The organism is Burkholderia sp. 567, assembly GCF_040545115.1.
GTDB classification, from domain to species: domain Bacteria; phylum Pseudomonadota; class Gammaproteobacteria; order Burkholderiales; family Burkholderiaceae; genus Burkholderia; species Burkholderia ambifaria.
Map to the genome: position 1 here is coordinate 214840 of NZ_JBEPLG010000009.1, position 17263 is coordinate 232102.

At 67.0% G+C, this 17263-nt stretch carries 12 protein-coding genes; 6 read left to right on the forward strand and 6 right to left on the reverse strand.

The features are described 5' to 3' along the window. Positions 1 to 691: 691 nt before the first annotated feature. On the forward strand, positions 692 to 1276 hold the full coding sequence (locus tag ABIC50_RS25375) for a GNAT family protein (RefSeq protein WP_354167650.1): 585 nt from the start codon (positions 692 to 694) through the stop codon (positions 1274 to 1276). Continuing rightward, positions 1273 to 2850, forward strand: a complete 1578-nt coding sequence (locus ABIC50_RS25380; protein ID WP_354167653.1) for a mannose-1-phosphate guanylyltransferase/mannose-6-phosphate isomerase — start codon at positions 1273 to 1275, stop codon at positions 2848 to 2850. Before ABIC50_RS25375 ends, ABIC50_RS25380 begins: the two co-directional genes overlap by 4 nt. A gap of 41 nt (positions 2851 to 2891) precedes the next feature. Here the strand turns inward: ABIC50_RS25380 and ABIC50_RS25385 are convergent, their stop codons facing one another. Then, the gene (locus ABIC50_RS25385; RefSeq protein WP_354167656.1) at positions 2892 to 4166 is read right to left on the reverse strand and encodes a right-handed parallel beta-helix repeat-containing protein; all 1275 of its coding nucleotides are present in this window, start codon (positions 4164 to 4166) and stop codon (positions 2892 to 2894) included. A 343-nt stretch (positions 4167 to 4509) separates the two neighbouring features. Here ABIC50_RS25385 and ABIC50_RS25390 point away from each other — a divergent pair, with 343 nt between their 5' ends. The 3 genes from ABIC50_RS25390 (at position 4510) to ABIC50_RS25400 (ending at position 8207) form a co-directional block, all read left to right on the forward strand. Beyond that, positions 4510 to 5571, forward strand: coding sequence for a glycosyltransferase family 2 protein (locus tag ABIC50_RS25390; protein WP_354167659.1), 1062 nt, complete (start codon positions 4510 to 4512; stop codon positions 5569 to 5571). 383 nt (positions 5572 to 5954) lie between these two features. Then, positions 5955 to 7103 carry a glycosyltransferase gene (locus ABIC50_RS25395; protein WP_354167822.1) on the forward strand — a complete coding sequence of 383 codons (1149 nt, stop codon included), beginning with the start codon at positions 5955 to 5957 and terminating at the stop codon, positions 7101 to 7103. A gap of 27 nt (positions 7104 to 7130) precedes the next feature. After that, positions 7131 to 8207 (forward strand): glycosyltransferase family 4 protein, encoded by a 1077-nt coding sequence (locus ABIC50_RS25400; RefSeq protein ID WP_354167662.1) that lies wholly within the window; start codon positions 7131 to 7133, stop codon positions 8205 to 8207. Between the two features lie 30 nt (positions 8208 to 8237). On the opposite strand, the gene ABIC50_RS25405 is transcribed toward ABIC50_RS25400, so the two are convergent. From ABIC50_RS25405 to ABIC50_RS25420, 4 genes are read right to left on the reverse strand one after another with little or no spacing between them, the layout of a single operon-like run. Beyond that, positions 8238 to 9539, reverse strand: coding sequence for an acyltransferase family protein (locus ABIC50_RS25405; RefSeq protein ID WP_354167664.1), 1302 nt, complete (start codon positions 9537 to 9539; stop codon positions 8238 to 8240). Then, positions 9433 to 10848, reverse strand: a complete 1416-nt coding sequence (locus tag ABIC50_RS25410) for an oligosaccharide repeat unit polymerase (RefSeq protein WP_354167667.1) — start codon at positions 10846 to 10848, stop codon at positions 9433 to 9435. The genes ABIC50_RS25405 and ABIC50_RS25410 overlap by 107 nt, the downstream gene beginning before the upstream one ends. Further along, complete coding sequence (locus ABIC50_RS25415) at positions 10845 to 13127, reverse strand: polysaccharide biosynthesis tyrosine autokinase (protein ID WP_354167670.1); 2283 nt, start codon at positions 13125 to 13127, stop codon at positions 10845 to 10847. Before ABIC50_RS25415 ends, ABIC50_RS25410 begins: the two co-directional genes overlap by 4 nt. A 58-nt stretch (positions 13128 to 13185) precedes the next feature. Further along, complete coding sequence (locus tag ABIC50_RS25420; RefSeq protein ID WP_354167673.1) at positions 13186 to 14409, reverse strand: polysaccharide biosynthesis/export family protein; 1224 nt, start codon at positions 14407 to 14409, stop codon at positions 13186 to 13188. A 75-nt stretch (positions 14410 to 14484) separates the two neighbouring features. On the opposite strand from ABIC50_RS25420, the gene ABIC50_RS25425 reads away from it, so the two are divergent. Further along, complete coding sequence (locus tag ABIC50_RS25425) at positions 14485 to 14976, forward strand: hypothetical protein (protein ID WP_354167676.1); 492 nt, start codon at positions 14485 to 14487, stop codon at positions 14974 to 14976. Positions 14977 to 15137: 161 nt separating this feature from the next. Here ABIC50_RS25425 and ABIC50_RS25430 read toward each other — a convergent pair whose 3' ends face one another. Further along, the gene (locus ABIC50_RS25430) at positions 15138 to 16994 is read right to left on the reverse strand and encodes a serine aminopeptidase domain-containing protein (RefSeq protein ID WP_354167679.1); all 1857 of its coding nucleotides are present in this window, start codon (positions 16992 to 16994) and stop codon (positions 15138 to 15140) included. Positions 16995 to 17263 lie beyond the last annotated feature (269 nt).

Here is a 17263-nt window from a genome sequence, read left to right on the forward strand (position 1 = left end):
TTCAGGCGTCGGTAATCGCCTGCGTCGCGCGACACCGAAATGTCACATCGAATACCGGCGAACCGCGCGTGGTCGTTACAACGTCGTAATGAAGCGGCGGTGCATCGTCGCGGCGCAACCTGCCTTTTCGTCCGCTTCATTGCGCAACGCAGCATGCTCGGCATGCACGGCGCGCTCCGTGTCGCTCCGACCGAGCCGACGCGCAGTAGCAAGTATGCACGCGTCGTGCCGGTGCGCCGAAACGGCGGTGTCCGAATGACGGACCTGCGCCGCGCGAGGAAATCGATGAAGCGGCAGACGTTGGCCCGCATTCGGTAGTCGATCGTATGCGCCCGGCGCGGCGATGTGCGACCCGCCGGTCGTGAGCAATCGCGATGTTCAAGTACGGCCCCCGGTTTCTTCAATCGTGTTCGATGCCGACGGCCCGTACTGCGTGCTGAGCAGCGGCCCGTCGCGACAGGCTAATTATGGAAAAGCCTCCGCTCGGCCAGTGTGTGCTACCGCACATTGCTCCGCTCGCGGCACGCGGACGCGCCGCGCGGCCCGTTCCTGTCCGCTTCAAACGGGTGGGTGAGTAGGCTGTCGAACAGACCGGCGCACGCCGCATCCGCATCATGGGCATCGCCGCGCCGTACCGCATGAACGCGTTCGTGCATACGGCGTGCTGAAGGCTTCACACGAGGACCGCATCATGGAATGGCATTGTTGTGAATTCGAACATCTGAGCGCCGTCGATCTCTATGCAATCCTGCGCTCGCGTAACGCGGTGCTGGTGGTCGAGGACGCGCACACGCATCTCGACATCGACGGCAAGGATGCGCACGCGCTGCACGTGTTTGCGCGCATGCACACGGGCGACAGGATCGAAGTCGTCGCGTACGCGCGCGTGCTGCCCGGCGACGAAGTCGATCCGGACGTCGTGATCGACAAGGTGCTGACGAGCGAAGCATGTCGCGACGACGCCACCCTCGAGCAGCTGATGCAGCGCGCGCTCACGGCCGCGCAGGCCGCGTGGCCCGACGTGGCGGTACGCACGCACGTTCCCGCTCCGCGCCAGGCGTTCTACAAACGCTTCGGATTCCGCAAGGCCTACGGCCCGTATCTCGAACAGGGCGCGCCGTTCGTCGGTCTCGTCCGGCCGGCCGACCGTGCCGCGGGCGCGCTGCGCAAGCTGCTGTCGCGGGCCGCCCCGGCGCCGCGCTCGCGAAACGACGACGCGCGCGCCGACGGCCGCACGCACAACCGGCTGCCCGCCGATACCGGAGCCAATCGATGACCACCCTTCGCCCGGTTCCCGAACCCGAGCTGCCCCGCATCCTGCCCGTCATTCTCGCCGGCGGTTCGGGCACGCGGCTCTGGCCGCTGTCGCGCGAGCAGTATCCGAAGCAACTGATCGAGCTGACGTCGAACGAATCGCCGCTGTCGGCGACCGCGCGCCGCCTGAACGGCATCGCGAACGCGTCGCTCGGCGACACGCTGCTGCTGGTATGCGGCGAACAGCATCGCATCATGAGCGCCGCCCAGGTGCTCGGCCGCGCCGCGCCCGCGCGCATCCTGCTCGAGCCGGCCGCGCGCAATACGGCGCCCGCGCTGACGCTCGCGGCGCTCGACGCCAGCGTGCTCGCGGACGATCCCATTCTCGCGGTCATGCCGGCCGATCACGTGATCGGCGACGTCGGCGCGTTCCATGAAGCGATCGGGCGCGCGGCGCGCTACGCGCAGGAAGGCGCGATCGTCACGCTCGGCGTGTTGCCGCGCCGCGCGGAAACCGGCTACGGCTACATCCAGGTCGGCGAACCGCGCGCCGGTCGACTTGGCGGACAAGGCGGCTATACGATTGGACGCTTCGTCGAAAAGCCGAACGCCGCGCTCGCCGAGCGCTACCTGCATTCCGGCGACTACTGGTGGAACAGCGGCATTTTCGTCACGCGCGCCTCGATCTGGCTAAAGGCGATCCGCGCGCTCGCGCCCGAGATCCATGCGGCCTGCGATGCGGCGTGGCGTGCGGGCATCGCGGAGGATCCGTTCTTTCGGATCGACGCCGCGGCCTTCGACGCGTGCCCGGCCGACTCGATCGACTACGCGGTCATGGAGCGCCTCGCGGAAAGCCCCGACCTCGGCATCGAAGGCATCGTCGTGCCGCTTTCGGCCGGCTGGTCGGACGTCGGCACCTGGGATGCGATCTGGGAAATCATGCCGAAGGACGATCAGGGCAACGTCGCACGCGGGCCGATCGTGTTCGAGGACACGCAGGACAGTTTCGTGCGCTCGGAAGGCCGGTTGATCGCTTGCGTCGGGATGAAGGACGTCGTCGTGATCGAGACGCCCGATGCGGTGCTGGTCGCGAACAAGCACGACGTGCAGCGCGTGAAGAACATCGTCGCGCGCCTGAAGACCGAACAGCGTCCGCAGGCGAGCGAGCACCGCAAGGTGCAGCGGCCGTGGGGACACTACGATTCGATCGATCTCGGCGAGCGGTTCCAGGTGAAGCGGATCGTCGTCGAACCCGGCAAGCAACTGTCGCTGCAAATGCACTATCACCGCGCCGAGCACTGGATCGTCGTGCGCGGCACCGCGAAGGTCACGCGCGGCAGAGACACGTTCCTGCTCAGCGAAAACGAATCGACCTACATTGCCGTCGGCGAGGTCCACCGCCTCGAGAATCCCGGCCGGATCCCGCTCGAGATCATCGAGGTGCAGTCGGGCGACTATCTCGGCGAAGACGATATCGTGCGGTTCGATGATCGGTATGGACGTCCGGTCGCCGGTACTGCGCAGCCGGCGCCACGTTCACCGTGCGAACCGGACGAGCCGGAGGAGGAAGCGGCGGAACGGGACGCGGTTCGATAGGCGCGTTCGACAGGCACGTGCGGATCACGCCGGGCGCGCGGTCAATCGATGCTTCGCTGTGACCAGCGCGCGTGCCTGACGGCCTCGCGCACTCGCGGCAGCGACGACGGATCCGCGCCGAGCGCGTCGGCACCCGTCGCCGTCGACTGGCGAGCCGTCGCACACGTCGCCCCTTTCACCGGGCTCGCCGCGGGCCGCGACGGCCCCTCGCTCGCGCACGCCTTGCCGGGGCCGACCCGCACCGCCATGCCGCCGATTCCCGACAGCTGGTTGTCCGCGAGCCGCACACCGGACACGTTTCCCCACAGGCGAATGCCGTCGAAGCGCGCATTCGACACGCGGTTGCCGATCACGGTCACACGCGACACCGAACCCGACCACGTGCTGACCTCGATCGCCGCCTGCTGCGTGATCGGGCGCGGATCGGTGCGGCCCGTCGCCGTCTGGATGTCCGCGATCACGTTGTTCTCGATGCGCACGTCCGACGCGCCGTAAGTGTGGTTGCTGTCTTCCTGCGCGACGAGAATCCCCGCGCTCACCTGCACGTTGCGCACGATGTTGTTCGAGATGGTGACATTCGCGCCGCCCACCACCGTGATGCCGCGGCCCCACGGGTTGCCTTCCAGCGAATTGCCGGTAATCAGCACGTTGCGTGTGAGCACGCCTTCCGCTTGGTAACTCACCACGGCGATCATGTCGTCGCCGGTGCCGCGCACGACATTGCCGAGCACGAGCACGTCGCGCGAGCCGTGGGTCATGTGAATGCCGTCGGCCAGTGTCGACAGCACCTCGTTGCCGACGATCGCGACCTCCGCGCCGCCGAACACGAAGATGCCGGCGCCGGCGCCGCCGTCGATCACGTTGTCGAGCACCTGCACGCCGCGTCCCGTGACTTCGATCTTCGTCGATTCCGGTGTCGTCAGGCGCGTCGTGCCGGTGCCCGCCAGGCGGAAGCCGACGAGTGTCGTACCGTCGCCGCGCATCTCGACCGTCTGGTCGTCCGCGGTGGTCGCGATCAGCGTCGCGCCGTAGCCCGACACCACCACATTCGGCTGCCGCACGACCAGCGAACGGCCGACCACGTACCGCCCCGGTGCGAATACCAGGCGCTGGCCCGGCTGCAACGCGTCCAGCGTATGTTGCAGCATGTCGGCCTGGTCGGTTGCATCCGCGGCGGGACGCACGTAGGCGTCCGGCACATTCGCATGAAGCGCGCCGGATGCTGCCGCAGCACCATCCGGCCACGCCAGTGCGCCTGCCATGCACATGCCGGCGATCAACGCGCAGGCGCGGAACGAGCATTGCGGTCTACGCATATCGAATCGTTTCCTCTGGAATGACTTCACGCGCGTCGGCCTGCGCATGCGAATCGTCGCGTGCCGGCCGAGTTGTCCGCCCGCGACACCCTCGTCGCAGCGGACGCCGCGATACCTTCGATTGAATCATTCGATCCGGGCGGGTGTCGGTGCGTCAACAGACCGATGCGTGCCGCCCGCGCGGCGCATCGCCGAACAGTAGGCTCGCGAACCGAGCGCCGATCGGCAATCCGTATCATGGCCACCATACGACACGGCCGCGCTTCGGCGTCGCCGCAAGGCGCCGGGCATCCGGGCATCCGGGCATCCGGCCGTCCGCTCTTCGCTCGTCCAGAACCCGTTCATGACCGACCTGACCATCGCCATCTGCAACTACAACCACGGCGCGTACCTGCGCGACGCGATCGATTCGGCGCTCACGCAGACCGCGCACGGTGTACGCGTGCTGGTCGTCGACGACGGTTCCACCGACGATTCGGGCGACATCATCCGCTCATATGGCGAGCGCGTGACGGCGGTGTTCCAGGAAAATCGCGGTCAGGTCGCCGCGTACAACCGCGCGCTCGAGCATGTCGCGACGCGCTACGTGATCCTGCTCGACGCGGACGACCTTCTCTATGCGGACGCCGCGGCCCGCGTGCTGGCCGCGTTCGCGTCCGGCGACTTCGTGAAGGTCCACTTCCGGCTCGACGTGATCGCGCGTGACGGTGCGGTGACCGGCGCGAGCGTGCCACAGTCGGCCGTCGACACCGACTGCGGCCGCCTGTTGCGCGCGGGCTGGCTGTATCCGTCGCCGCCCGCGTCCGGCAACGCGTACCGGGTTGACGCGCTCAAGCGCATCTTTCCGGTGCCGGTCACGCCCGACAACCTGCATGGCGCGGATTTCTATGCGATCTACGGCATCGCTTTGCTCGGCGCCGTGCATATGATCGACGCAACGCTCGGTGGCTATCGCGTGCATCAGCAGCCGGATATACACCCGGCCGGCGACGCAGCCGCCGACACGCCGGCCCTTGCACTCACCAACTCGGAAGACGCCGCCACGGGCGCGTTGAAGGCCGAACGCCGATGGTCGACGCTGCGCATGCTCGCCGGCACGCGGCTGCACGAAGCGTTGCCGATCGCGCCGCTCGACTTCGCGATCGAGAAGGCCCGCTTCGCCAGCACGCTGTATCACGCGCCGCTCGTGCGGCGTTGGCGCTGGTTCCTGTGCGAATCCGGACGCTACTGGCATACCGTGCTGCGCAATCCGTTCTGGCGTCCCGCGAAGAAGGTGGCCGTCGCCGGGCTGTCGCTCGCGTGCCTGCTGCCGTCGTCGACGCTCAGCAACCGTGCGATTCGCTATATCTCCAATCCGCTTGCGCGCGTGCGCAAGTCATCCGGGCAGCGTGTCGGCACACGATAGCGTCGTCGCGCCGTGACGTCCGGCGCCGAATCGCTTCTTCGGTAAGCCATCGCACCCAGTCGTTCGCGCATGCGCTGCACAATGATCCGGACCAGTGGATTCACGCGCACTGACCGGACTTCGCCGTTGCGTCGCTCCCAGTCGCCATAGTCGAACGCGGTTTCGATTCGTCGCGCTGCATCGTGTTTGGCGCAATTCGACCGACCGCTTTATCCGCTTCGCACGCGCGATCCAGGCAGCGGGATTCAATGGCCACGACTCGAAAGCATTTATCAATTAGGAATGCATAGTTCAAGGAACCGGACGACGCGACCGCACGATTCACCGTCTGCCCGTCATCGCGACGGGCGATGACCGGCGCGATCGGATCGCTGGACCCAAAGATGACCAAAGAAAAGATCGTTCATATTGCCGAAGCGTTCGGTGGCGGCGTGCTTTCGATGTTGACGCATCTCGCCAACCATGCCGCGGCAACCGGCGCCGACGTCACGGTGCTGCACTCGATCCGAGCGGAAACGCCGGCCGATTTTGCAACGCTATTCCGGCCCGACGTGAAGCTCGTCCATGTCGACATGGTGCGCGAGGTCAGCGTCACACATGACCTGCGGAGCTTGCGCGCGCTGATCCACAACCTGCGCGACTGCCAGCCGACCGCAATCCATCTGCATTCGTCGAAGGCCGGCGTGCTGGGGCGGGTCGCCGCCCGGATCGCCGCGCCGAATGCGACGGTCCTCTACTCGCCGCACGGGCTCTCGTTCCTGCGCTGCGACGTGTCGCGCATGAAGCAGTTCGCGTATCTGAGCTTTGAACGCATCGCGGCGCGCATCGGCGGCACCGTCGTCGCCTGCTCGGGCAGCGAGCTCGGTGAGATCAGAAGAAAGGTCCGGCCGAAATCGGTGGTCCTGGTGGAAAACGGCGTCCATGTCGCGGAGATTCCGCCGCGTCGAACGCGCGACGATCGCAAGGTCGTCATCGGAATGAGCGGTCGTGCGTCGTTCCAGAAGAACCATGAAGCATTCGTGCGGCTCGCCAACACGCTGCACGGCGCCGACGTCGAGTTTCTGTGGATCGGCGGCAACGCGGCCGAGATTGCGGATCCCAGCCAGCGCAGTGCCGTCGTCTGCAGCAGCTGGGTGACCCGCGCGCGGGCGCTGGCGCTCACGTCCGGGCTGGACATCTACGTGCAGACCTCCCGCTGGGAAGGGATGCCGGTCGCGCTGATCGAAGCGCAGGTTGCCGGCATACCGGCCGTGGTGACGGACGTCGTCGGCAATCGCGACGTGGTGATCCACGGCGTGACCGGCTACGTCGCGTCGAACGCCAACGAGATGTCCGCCTATGTGGCCGTGCTCCGCGACGATCGACAACTGCGCGAGCAAATGGGCGCCGCGGCCCGGCAACGGGCGATCCAGCGGTTTTCGATCAACGCGATCTTCCGCCAGTGGAATGCCCTCTACGGACTCGGCGCCGACGAGCCGCGTGCCGACACACGCGACTTCGAGCCGGTTGCGCCGGATCACGTCGAAGCCTGATCCCGATTTCGACATCTCCTTATCGACATGATCGCCAGCAAATCGAAGCAACTCGTCTACAACGGCCGATTCACGACGCAGAAGACGACCGGCGTGCAACGCGTCGCGCGCGAGCTGATCGCCGCATTGATCAAGTTTCATCCGCAGGATCCGGTGACCGTGCTGGTGCCGCCACGGCCCGGCGTCGCGGTGAACGGCGCGAAGACGGTCGAGGTCGGCTTTTACAAGGGCGTGGTGTGGGAGCAGCTGATTCTCCCGCTGTTCGCGCGCCGCGGCCGCATCGTCAATCTCGGCAATTCGGCATCGATCTTCCTCGGCAACCAGATCATCTACATGCACGATGCGGCGGTATTCGACACGCCCGCGCATTTCTCCCGGCCGTTCCGCGTATGGTACCGGATCATGTTCTGGATCCTGGCGCGAACCTCGGTGTGCGTGCTGACCAACTCCCGTTTCTCGCGCGATCGCCTCGCCCATCACTGCGGCGTTTCCGCGGAGAAGATCATGGTCGTGCCGCTCGGTGCGGATCATCTCGACGCGCTGGCACCGGACACGAGCGTCCTCGGCAAACATGCGCTGACGCCGGATCGGTTCGTGCTCGCGGTCAGCAGCATGAATCCCACCAAGAACTTCGGCCGGCTGATCGCCGCCTTCCGGCAGATCGGCGATCCGTCGGTCGATCTCGTCATCGTCGGGATGCAGAACACCACCGTGTTCGGCAAGCACGACCCGGTTGGCGCGCCGGAGCCGAACATCAAGTACGTCGGCTACATCAGCGACGAACAATTGAAGGCGCTGTATCAGAACGCGGCGTGCTTCCTCTATCCGTCGATCTATGAAGGCTTCGGCATTCCGCCGCTCGAGGCGATGCGCTACGGCTGCCCCGCACTGGTCGGAAAATCGGCCGCGCTGCCGGAAGTCTGTGGCGATGCGGCGCTGTACTGCGATCCGTATTCGCAGGACGACATCGCGCGGAAATTGCGTAGCCTGCTCGATTCCCCCGAGCTCAGGGCCGAGCTCAAACGCAAGGGGATCGCGCATGCGGAGCAATATCGCTGGAGCCGCAGTGCCGAGATGATGAAGGCGATCTTCGAGACGCTGTAGCGCGAGCGGCAGGCGACCGAATCGGCACGATTACGCGACGTTGACGGTGCTGCCTGTCGCGGCCGGTTGATTGCCGAACAGGCGCTTGCCGAGATACGACCTGATCGGCTCCTCGACGAATTTCGCGAGGAACGCGGCCGACACGATCGACAGGCTCGCGGCAAGCATTGCGGTTCTGACGACGTGGATGTCGCCTTGCCGCGCATACGCGAACACGAGCCTTCCGATCGGGTAATGCACGCAATAAAGCGGGTACGAAATCCAGCCGAGGAACGCGCTGATCCGTGCCACCGCGTGGCCGCTCGGCGCGAGCATGGCGCCGCGATAAACCAGCGCGGGGGCGACGAACAACAGCACGGCCAACGCGTAAATTCCCTTGATCGACGTCGGAAACAGGACGACCAGCAGAAACACGGCAAACAGCATCCAGTCGTTCCTGACGAGCCCGGCCGCGAACCAGTGCGGCCTCGCCGGGAGACCGGCGTCGTGCATCTTCGCGATTGCCACGCCCAGCAGGAACCCGTAGCCGACCCTGAAGAATCCGCCGAAGAAATTGTCGGCCGCCCAGCCCTGATTCAGGATGACAGTCACTTTGTCGTGGTCGAGGCCCACGAGCCATCCATACGCGACGAACGCACCGAGACATGCATAGGCGAGTCTCAGCAGGCTCTGCTCTTTCATCCTGACGGCCGCGATCAACACAACGCTCGCGAACAACTCGAAGAACAGCGACCAGGCCGGCGGATTCAGAGGAAACACACCGGGATCGTCGACCGCTTGCAAGCCGCGATTCGTGGCACCGACAAAGCCAGACACCGAAAAACGCCCCAGATACGGAACGAGAAAATAATTCTGTCCGGTGGCTGCGGCCAGGTTGCCGAACGAAAACGCCGCTGACGCATTGACGCGCATGACGACGAGGCTCACGAACCCGATCGTCAGCCCGATGCATATCATCGGATAAAGACGAATCACCCGTCGCTTCAGATACTCGCGCCGCCACGACGCCTGACGCAATTTTTCTCCGTAAGAGTACGTGAGGATGAAGCCACTCAGCATGAAGAACACGTCCACCGAAAGATAAGCACTCTGCAGTATCGGAATCGGCAGGTCCTGAAGGAAATGCATGAGCATCACGCTGATCGCCGCAATGCCGCGCAACCCGTCCAGAATTTCAAACTTCTGCTTGTGAGTCGCCATGATGAGTAATGCGTCGGCCATCGCCTTATCGCGACACCACCGGATCGACATCCGTGGCCGCCCGATTGCCACGCGCAACGACGCGCCGGTTTCCGTCTCCATCGACTCCGCCGCCGGCGGCAGGCGTTGCACGTGCCGGCGCCTTGGCGAACCACTGGAAGATCGCGATCAGCAGTACGACCGGCACGAAATTGCGTCCGCTGAACAGGTTCGGCGTTCGCATGACTTCCATGACCGACACGTAAAGCACCGCATGGATGCAGCACCAGAACCCGTTGCCGCTCCGCCAGCCCGCATAACTGCGACCGACCGCCCAGCCGAGCGCGAGCGCATCGAGCAAACCGAACCAGCCCCACTCGTAGAAGTGGACGAAGATGCCCGACGGGTTGTTGAACTCCGGGTCGGCGTAGCCGTTCAGGAACAGGTTGATGCTGTCGCCCGAGTCCAGCCACGGCTGCAACGGCGCGCCGATGACCGGGAAGCGCAGCAGCCAGTCGAACGTGAACATCGGGTGGCCCTGGTCCCAGCCCAGCACACTCAGTATTCCGGCGCCGTTGTTCAACGACGTCGAGTAGTACAGGCCGAGACGTTCGAGCGCGAAATCGAACAGGTTGTCGTAGATGTTGACGTAATAGGCTTCCCACGACCGGTTGTACTCGTTCGCGATGAACAGGCCGAACAGCAACGGGATCGCCGCATACGGACCGAGCGTCAACAGCCGCGAATACCGGCCTCCGAGCCGGAACCGCACAACCATCAGCGCAAGCGGCATCACCATCTCGATCAGCGCAAGCCGTTCGGCGAAGATGAAGCTGCGCATCAGCGTCAGCACGGCAAGCACGGCGAAGTAGATCTTGTAGCGATTCAGTCCCTTTACAGGTGTCCTGAACACATAGAAATACAGCACGACGAACGGTGCGGTCGCCTGCGTGAAGGTGCTGAGGCCCGTGATGCGCCCCTTCAGTTCCAGCATGTCGTAGGCATTCGCCTCGCCGCGCACGAACGCGACCAGCAGTGCCGGATGCGTGAGGATGCCGCTCAGCAACAGCACATAGCCGAACAGCGCGAGCGCGAACACGAAATCGAGCACGCGAGGCGACAGCTCGACCGCGGCAGGCGGCGGCCCGCGTCGCGTGCGCGCTTCGGTCGTCGCGAGCCATGCCGCTGCCATCACCACCATCAGGAACAGCGCGCCGACGAACGCGTAGTAGCCGTCGAAATAGACGCGCGCGATTGCCTTCGGGTCGCCCAGCAGGCTGAGCGACAGCATGCCGTACAACGGCAGGATGAACATCAGCACGAGGCGTGCCGGATCTTCCCACCAGTAGCCCGTGTAACCGTCCATATCACCGGCGGCGGCGCCGCGCACGCGCGCCGCCGTGCGCGTCGTCGCAGCACGCCGTCGCGGCCCGTACCCGGCCCCGCCCGCTCGCCGGTTCATGACGCCCGTTCCACCCGTTGCCGCGACGCCATCCCTGCCGCATATTCGGACGCGGCCTGATGCGTGTTCGTATCCTTGTAGCCGTAGTCGTACCGCCCCGGCGCGCCCTTGTAATCGTTCAGGACTACGCCGCATACGTCGATATGCGCGTGTTCAAGCCGTCGCGCGCTTTCTTCGAGTTCGGTCAGCGTCGTCGCGCCGCTACGCGCGACGAGGAACACGGTTCCCGCGAGACGGCCGAGCACCAGCGCGTCGGCCACCGGCAGCAACGGCGGACCGTCGATCACGACCATGTCGTAGCGCGCTGAGACTTGCTCGATCAGTTCGGCGAGCGCGGGCTGCAGCAGCAGCTCGCCCGGGTCCGGCACGATGCTGCCCATCGGAATGAAATCGAGGCCCGGCGCGACCCCGCGCCGGATCGTCTCGGCGAGCCCGTGCGTGCCTGCCACCACGTCCGACAGGCCCGGCGCGCGACTATGGCGGAACCGCTCGTGCTGCGAACCCTTGCGCAGGTCGGCATCGATCAACAGGACCCGCCGTTTCGCCGCGCCGACGAGCGACGCAATATTCGCGGCGACGAACGACTTGCCGACGCCCGTCGTCGGCCCGGAAATCAGCACGACGGGATTCGACGCGTCCGGCATCGACAATTGCAGCGCCGCGCGGAAATTGCGCAGGCCTTCGAGCGCGGCGTCGTGCGCATCCCGCGCGCCGATCGGCGGCATCGGCGCGCGCGTGCCGCGCCGTCCGGCCTTCGGGCGCGACTCCGCTTGCGCCGCGACCGCGCTATGCGGCACGGTCGCGAATACGGGCAGCCCCGTCGTCCATTCGATTTCCTCGGCGTCGCCGATCGTGCCGACGACACGCTGCCGCACGATCACGATCGCCGCGCCCGCCAGCAGCCCCAGCATCATCAGCGCGATCACCGCGACGCCGCGATGCGGGCCGATCGGCTCCTCGGCAACCTTCGCCGTGTCGACGATCCGCACGGTGCCGGTCTTGCTGGCCCGCGCGAGGATCATCTGCTGGCGCGTGTTGAGCAGGTTCGTGTACAGCGCGGTATCGACGGCCACATCGCGCTGCAACTGCAGCACGCCCTGCTCGACGGTCGGCAACTGCTGGATCTGCTTGCGTGTCGTGTCGAGCGAATGCTGCGCGTCGGCCAGCTGCGCATCGACGGCCACCAACGCCGGATGCTTCGGCATGAAGCGCGTCAGCAATTCCTCGCGCCGCTGCTGCAGCGTCTGCACGCGCGTCTCGATGTCGACCGACTGCTGGCGCAATGCCAGCGCCTCATCACTCGTATTGACGGTGCCATGCGATGCACGGAATGCGTTGAAGCGGTTTTCCGCCTGTTCCAGTTGCGCCTTCAGCTGCGGAAGCTGGGTATCCATGAAGCGGATCAGCTTGTCGGCCGCCTCGGACTTGCGCTGCGTGTTCTGCGCGAGGTACGCGTCGCCGATCGCGTTCAGCACGCGGCTGTCGTGCACGGGATCGATGCCGTCGAGCGTCACGCCGATCATGTTCGACTGCTTGCCGCGCTCCGAGATCAGCGCATTCTTCTGCAGCCAGACTGTCGCCTCCTCGTCGCTGTAGCGCGTCAGGTCGAAGCGTGCGCCGGGCTTGCCGGCCACGTCGCGCACGAAGATGTCGAGCGGCCCCTGCGGTGTGTCGACATGCAGCGGCTGCCCGATACGGCCCTGCCATGCCGGCCCCTTCCGGCCGAACCAGCCCGTACGCTGCAGCGTGTAGACACCGTCGTCGCCGAGCGTCAGTGCGAACCCCTTGCCGAGCAGGCGCTTCGGCACGTCGAAGGTCGGCACGTCGATGCGCTCGGTGCCGTACACGTAGCCGCCCGGCAACGGCGACGACAATCCGTCGGCCGCGTTCACGAACCGCCAGCCGATCAGCGGCAGGTAATGCGGCCGCGCGTCGACGGCCAGATTGGTGCTGTCGATCGCGCGGTCGAGCACGGCGCGGGATTTCAGCACCTCGATCTCGGTCGACGCGTCCGTCTTCAGGTCGAACACCGCCGACGGATCGCCGGGCGGCGACGTCTGTTTCGAGTCGGTCGGGCTTTGCTCGACCTGGAACAGGATGTCGGTCCGGTAGACGGGCGCCGCGCACAGCGCATACACGGCGCCGACGAGCACGCCCGCGAGCGCCGTGCAAAGGATCAGGCGCCGACCGCCGTACAGCATGCCCCAATAGCGGCGCACCGGATAGGACGGCCGCAGGGCGGGCCCGCTGTGCGGGTCAGGCAGGGTCGAAGAAGTCATTCAGCATCAGTCCCGTATGGCGCGACGCGCGTCGCGGTCACGAAATCCGCCACGAGCGTCACGGCGAAATGGCTCTGGCCGTCAGCGCACCCTGCGCGGACGACGGAATCAGCAGGTTGACGACGCGGCTCCAGCGCACCAGCGACGACGCATCGACGAACACGACGTCGCGGCGCTGGAGCGGAAACTGGTCGGCCAGTGCGAACGACGCGGGCGAACTGCCGTCGAGGTGGTACACCCGCGGGCGGTTGTCCGGGCCGCGGCGCACGACGAACACCTGGCGCGCGTCCGACGTGTACTGGCTCACGCCGCCCGTGTCGCCGAGTGCTTCGCCGAGGCTCATTCGGCCGTCGGTCAGCGTCAGCGTCGCCGGTCGCGACACCTCGCCGAGCACGAACACCTTTGCGTCGCTCGCCGCGCGCACGCGCACGAGATCGCCGTCGTGCAGCAGGATGTTCGACGGGTTCACGCCCGCGGCGATCAGCGCGGGCAGGCTCACGTTCACGGTCCGGTCACCGCGCGTCACCGATACCTGCGAGCGGTCGGCCGTCGGGGTGAAACCGCCTGCGCGGTCGATCGCCTCGGGCAGCGTCATCGGCATGTCGTTGACGATCTGCAGACCCGGCGTGCGCACTTCGCCGTCCAGATAGACGCGCTTGCTGCGATAGGTCTGCACGCGCAGCGCGATCTGCGGCTTGCGCACGTATTCGCCGAGCCGCTTCGTCAGCAGCGCGCGTGCCTGCGCCTCGGTCAATCCCGCGACATGCACGAGACCCGCATACGCGAACTGCACGTTGCCGTTCGCATCGACCGTGTAGCCCGTCGCGACCGAGCTGGCGCCGACGCCGTCGCCGCCGCCCGTCGTCTGCGTCGTCGGCAGGTTCAATTCGGGGTGGTCCCAGACGACGATGCCGAGCACGTCGCCCGGGCCGATCGCATACGGCTTCGGCTTGCCGAACAACTGGCGGATCTCCGCGTCGACATCGGCGCGCGGGCCCGCATGCTGCGCGACAAACGCCGGCGTGATTTCGATCAGATCCTCGCTCGACACGTTCTGCACGCCGTCGAGGCCGCCCGCGCCCGATGCGTCGGCGCTCACGCGCGCATTCGCGTCGCGCGCGGCAGGCGCCCGGTAGCTCATGCCCGGCGACAACGCACATGCGCTCAGCGCGCACGCGGCCGCCACGATCGCCATGCGCGACAGCCACGGCGCGCGCCGGATGCCTGCGGTGTGTGACCGCGGCGTCCCGAGCGTCCATTCCGGTTGCGTGGTGATTGACATCGTGTCCTTCCAAAACTGTGCGGTAACCCGCCGAACGCGGCGAATTCCGGCATTACGCTTGGCGGCGCGGCTCGCATGGCGGTGCCGCGCCTCCCTCTTCACTGCACGTACTCCGTACGATTCGTCATGAACTGCTCTGCATCGCTTGCGTCACTCGTCTGCATCGTCTCGGCCTGCGTTGCCTGTGCCGCCGGCGCGCAGACGTTGCCTGCCACGTCGGCCGATGCGCCGGTCTTCGCGTCGTCGACGCCGCTCGCGCCGGTGCCGCTCCAGCGCTCCGCACAAACCGCGATAACCGCGATAACCGGCGCGGCCGCGGGGCCGGCCACGGCGGCATCCGACGTCGCGTCACCTGGCGCTGCGCTTCCTGCCGCGCTTCCCGCCGCGAGCACCGCCGCAACGCCCGAATCCCGCGGCCGCGGTGCACTGCGCCGGCCGCTCGTGCCGACGCGGCCGCATCGCCCGCAAGTGGCCGATGCGCCCACCGAAGACCCCTGGCACACCGGCACGCTGTACACGTCGCCCTACGAGAAGTCGCCCTACGCGCAGCCGGGTGATCCGGACTAACGCATCCCGGGCGGTCATGCCACGGCGTGACCGCGCACGCGCCGATACGGGATTGGACACCACGGCGAACGGCGCGTCTGTGAGCGAGCCCACCGAACGCCGATCTTCAAGCCAAACGCGATCGCCCCCCCTAAGCGTCGACGCAAGGGGCACGGCACACATCACGATCTGCCGACCGACACGTTCGCGTACGATCGCGCGGCCGCCTCCTGCGTGGCCGGATCGGCGACGCGCGCGACCGGCCGGGGCGAGTCGTGGCCCAGCGCCTGCATGCACAGGTCGATCACGATGTCCGTGCCCGCCGCGCCGTACACCGCGTGGTCGACCTCCGGCTCGAGATGCAGACGCACGTGACGCGAGCGCCGGAACGCGTGCTCGATCGCGCCGAAGTGACGCCGGACATCGTCGATGCCGGGATCGAGCGCGCCGTACACGAGTGTCGTCCGGACGTTGCGCTGCGCGAGTTCGTGCATCACGCCGCGCGGCGTGCTGCTTCGCGGCTTCCACCCGACGCGCGCGGCGAGCGCCTTCGCAGGCACGCTGACCCGCGCGATCGCATTCGCGGCCACGGCCCGCACGATCGGACGCAGGTCGCGGCGCTCCCGCACGAGGCGCTTCCACTTCTGCCAGTCGCGCACCGACAGCCAGTAGCCGCGCACCGAGTTGTTCCGCTGCTTCTGCACGGCTTCGAGCGTGAGCCCGGCCGGCCACACGAAGCGCGCGAGATTGACCGCGATCACGCCGCCGAGCGCCGGCGTCTTCAATGCCGCATGCAACGCCGCATACGCGCCGGAGCAAATGCCGGCCGCGACCACCTCGGGATGACCGAGCGAGCGCAGCCAGTCCGCGGCGGCGGCCACGTCGTCGCTCGACTGCGTCGAATACACGACGCCCGACTGATCGTCGGTCACGGCGCGCCCGCTGTCGCCGACGCCATGCACGTCGATCCGCAGCGTCGCCACGCCGGCGCGTGCCAGCGTGCGTGCGAGCCGCACGCTGAAGCGCCCTTCGCCGCTGCGCGGATTCGTCGATGTGTTCGCGATCACGACCGCCGGGCCGACCGGCTTCGCCGGCCGCATATCGGCGGGCCGGCACAGCACGCCGACCAGCCGGTCCGGACCGACCGCGACGACCTGCTCGGTCATGTCGTTCATGTCGAGCGCGACGGCCGACTCGCCATTCCATGCCGGGTCCGCTCGCGACGCGGTGTCGGCGCTGGCTAGCTTGTGTGGCGCACGTTCGGTGATCCAGTTCGCGAGCGTGTCGATCGCAGCAAGCGGCAAGCGCGAGCGCGTACCGTCCAGCATCGTCGTCGGCCATTCGCGGAACGGATCGCTCGTCACGTCCACGCCGCGCGCGAGCAGCGCGTCGCGCAATGCCGGCCCGTCGCCCTGATCGGGCTGGATCAGCAGCATCGCACCGGGCAACGTCGGCGCATCGCGCACGACGTCGCACAGATCGAGCGCCTTCAGCGCATCGACGAAATCGCCGGGAAAGCGGTGGCCGAGCACGTTCATGCACGGTTCGTCGCGATGCGCGGCGCGGATTGCCGGCGACGTGGTGTCGAGCCACTGGCGATGCACGAACGACAGCTCGCGAAGATAGGCGCGGCCACGCACGACCGGTGCGAGCGCCACCAGCGCATCGACGCGCGGCGACGCGCGCGAGCCCATGCCCGCGGCAGCCAGCATCGCGAACAGCGCACCCGCGCGAATCCCGACGAGCGTCAGCGCGGTGACGCCGGCCTGGTCGCGCAACAGGTCGATCGCGTCGTGAATGCTGGCGATGCACGCGGCATGCCGACCGGCGTCGCGATCGTCGCCCGCCGAGTCGCCGGTGCACGGATAGTTGAATCGCAATACCGTCACGCCGTCGCGCGCCAGCCGCTCCGCGATCGCTCGCATGAGCTTGTGCGTCCACGAAGCCTCGTGCCCCAGCGATTCGCACAGGATCACGCCTTGTGTCGTCTGTCCTTCGTGCAGCCACCCCACGCAGCTGCCGAACGTTATCGGCTTCAATCGGTACTCCTCGGATCGGTATTTGTTATCGGGTGCGGACACCCGCGCCGGCGGCTCCGCCGGGATCGGCCATGCCGCGATCGTGCGACCGGTCGGCGAACGCACGGCCTTCGGGTAACGGACTGCCGTCGCGCCCCTGGGCGCCCCGCTCGCCCTTCGCCATGCGTCGTCGTGTTCCCGTCGCCCGGGGACGACGGTTGTCGGCCCGAGTCGTCGTCAAGCCCTTTGCGCGCTGAACCAAAACAGTGCGCTTGATTAGAGCACCGGGC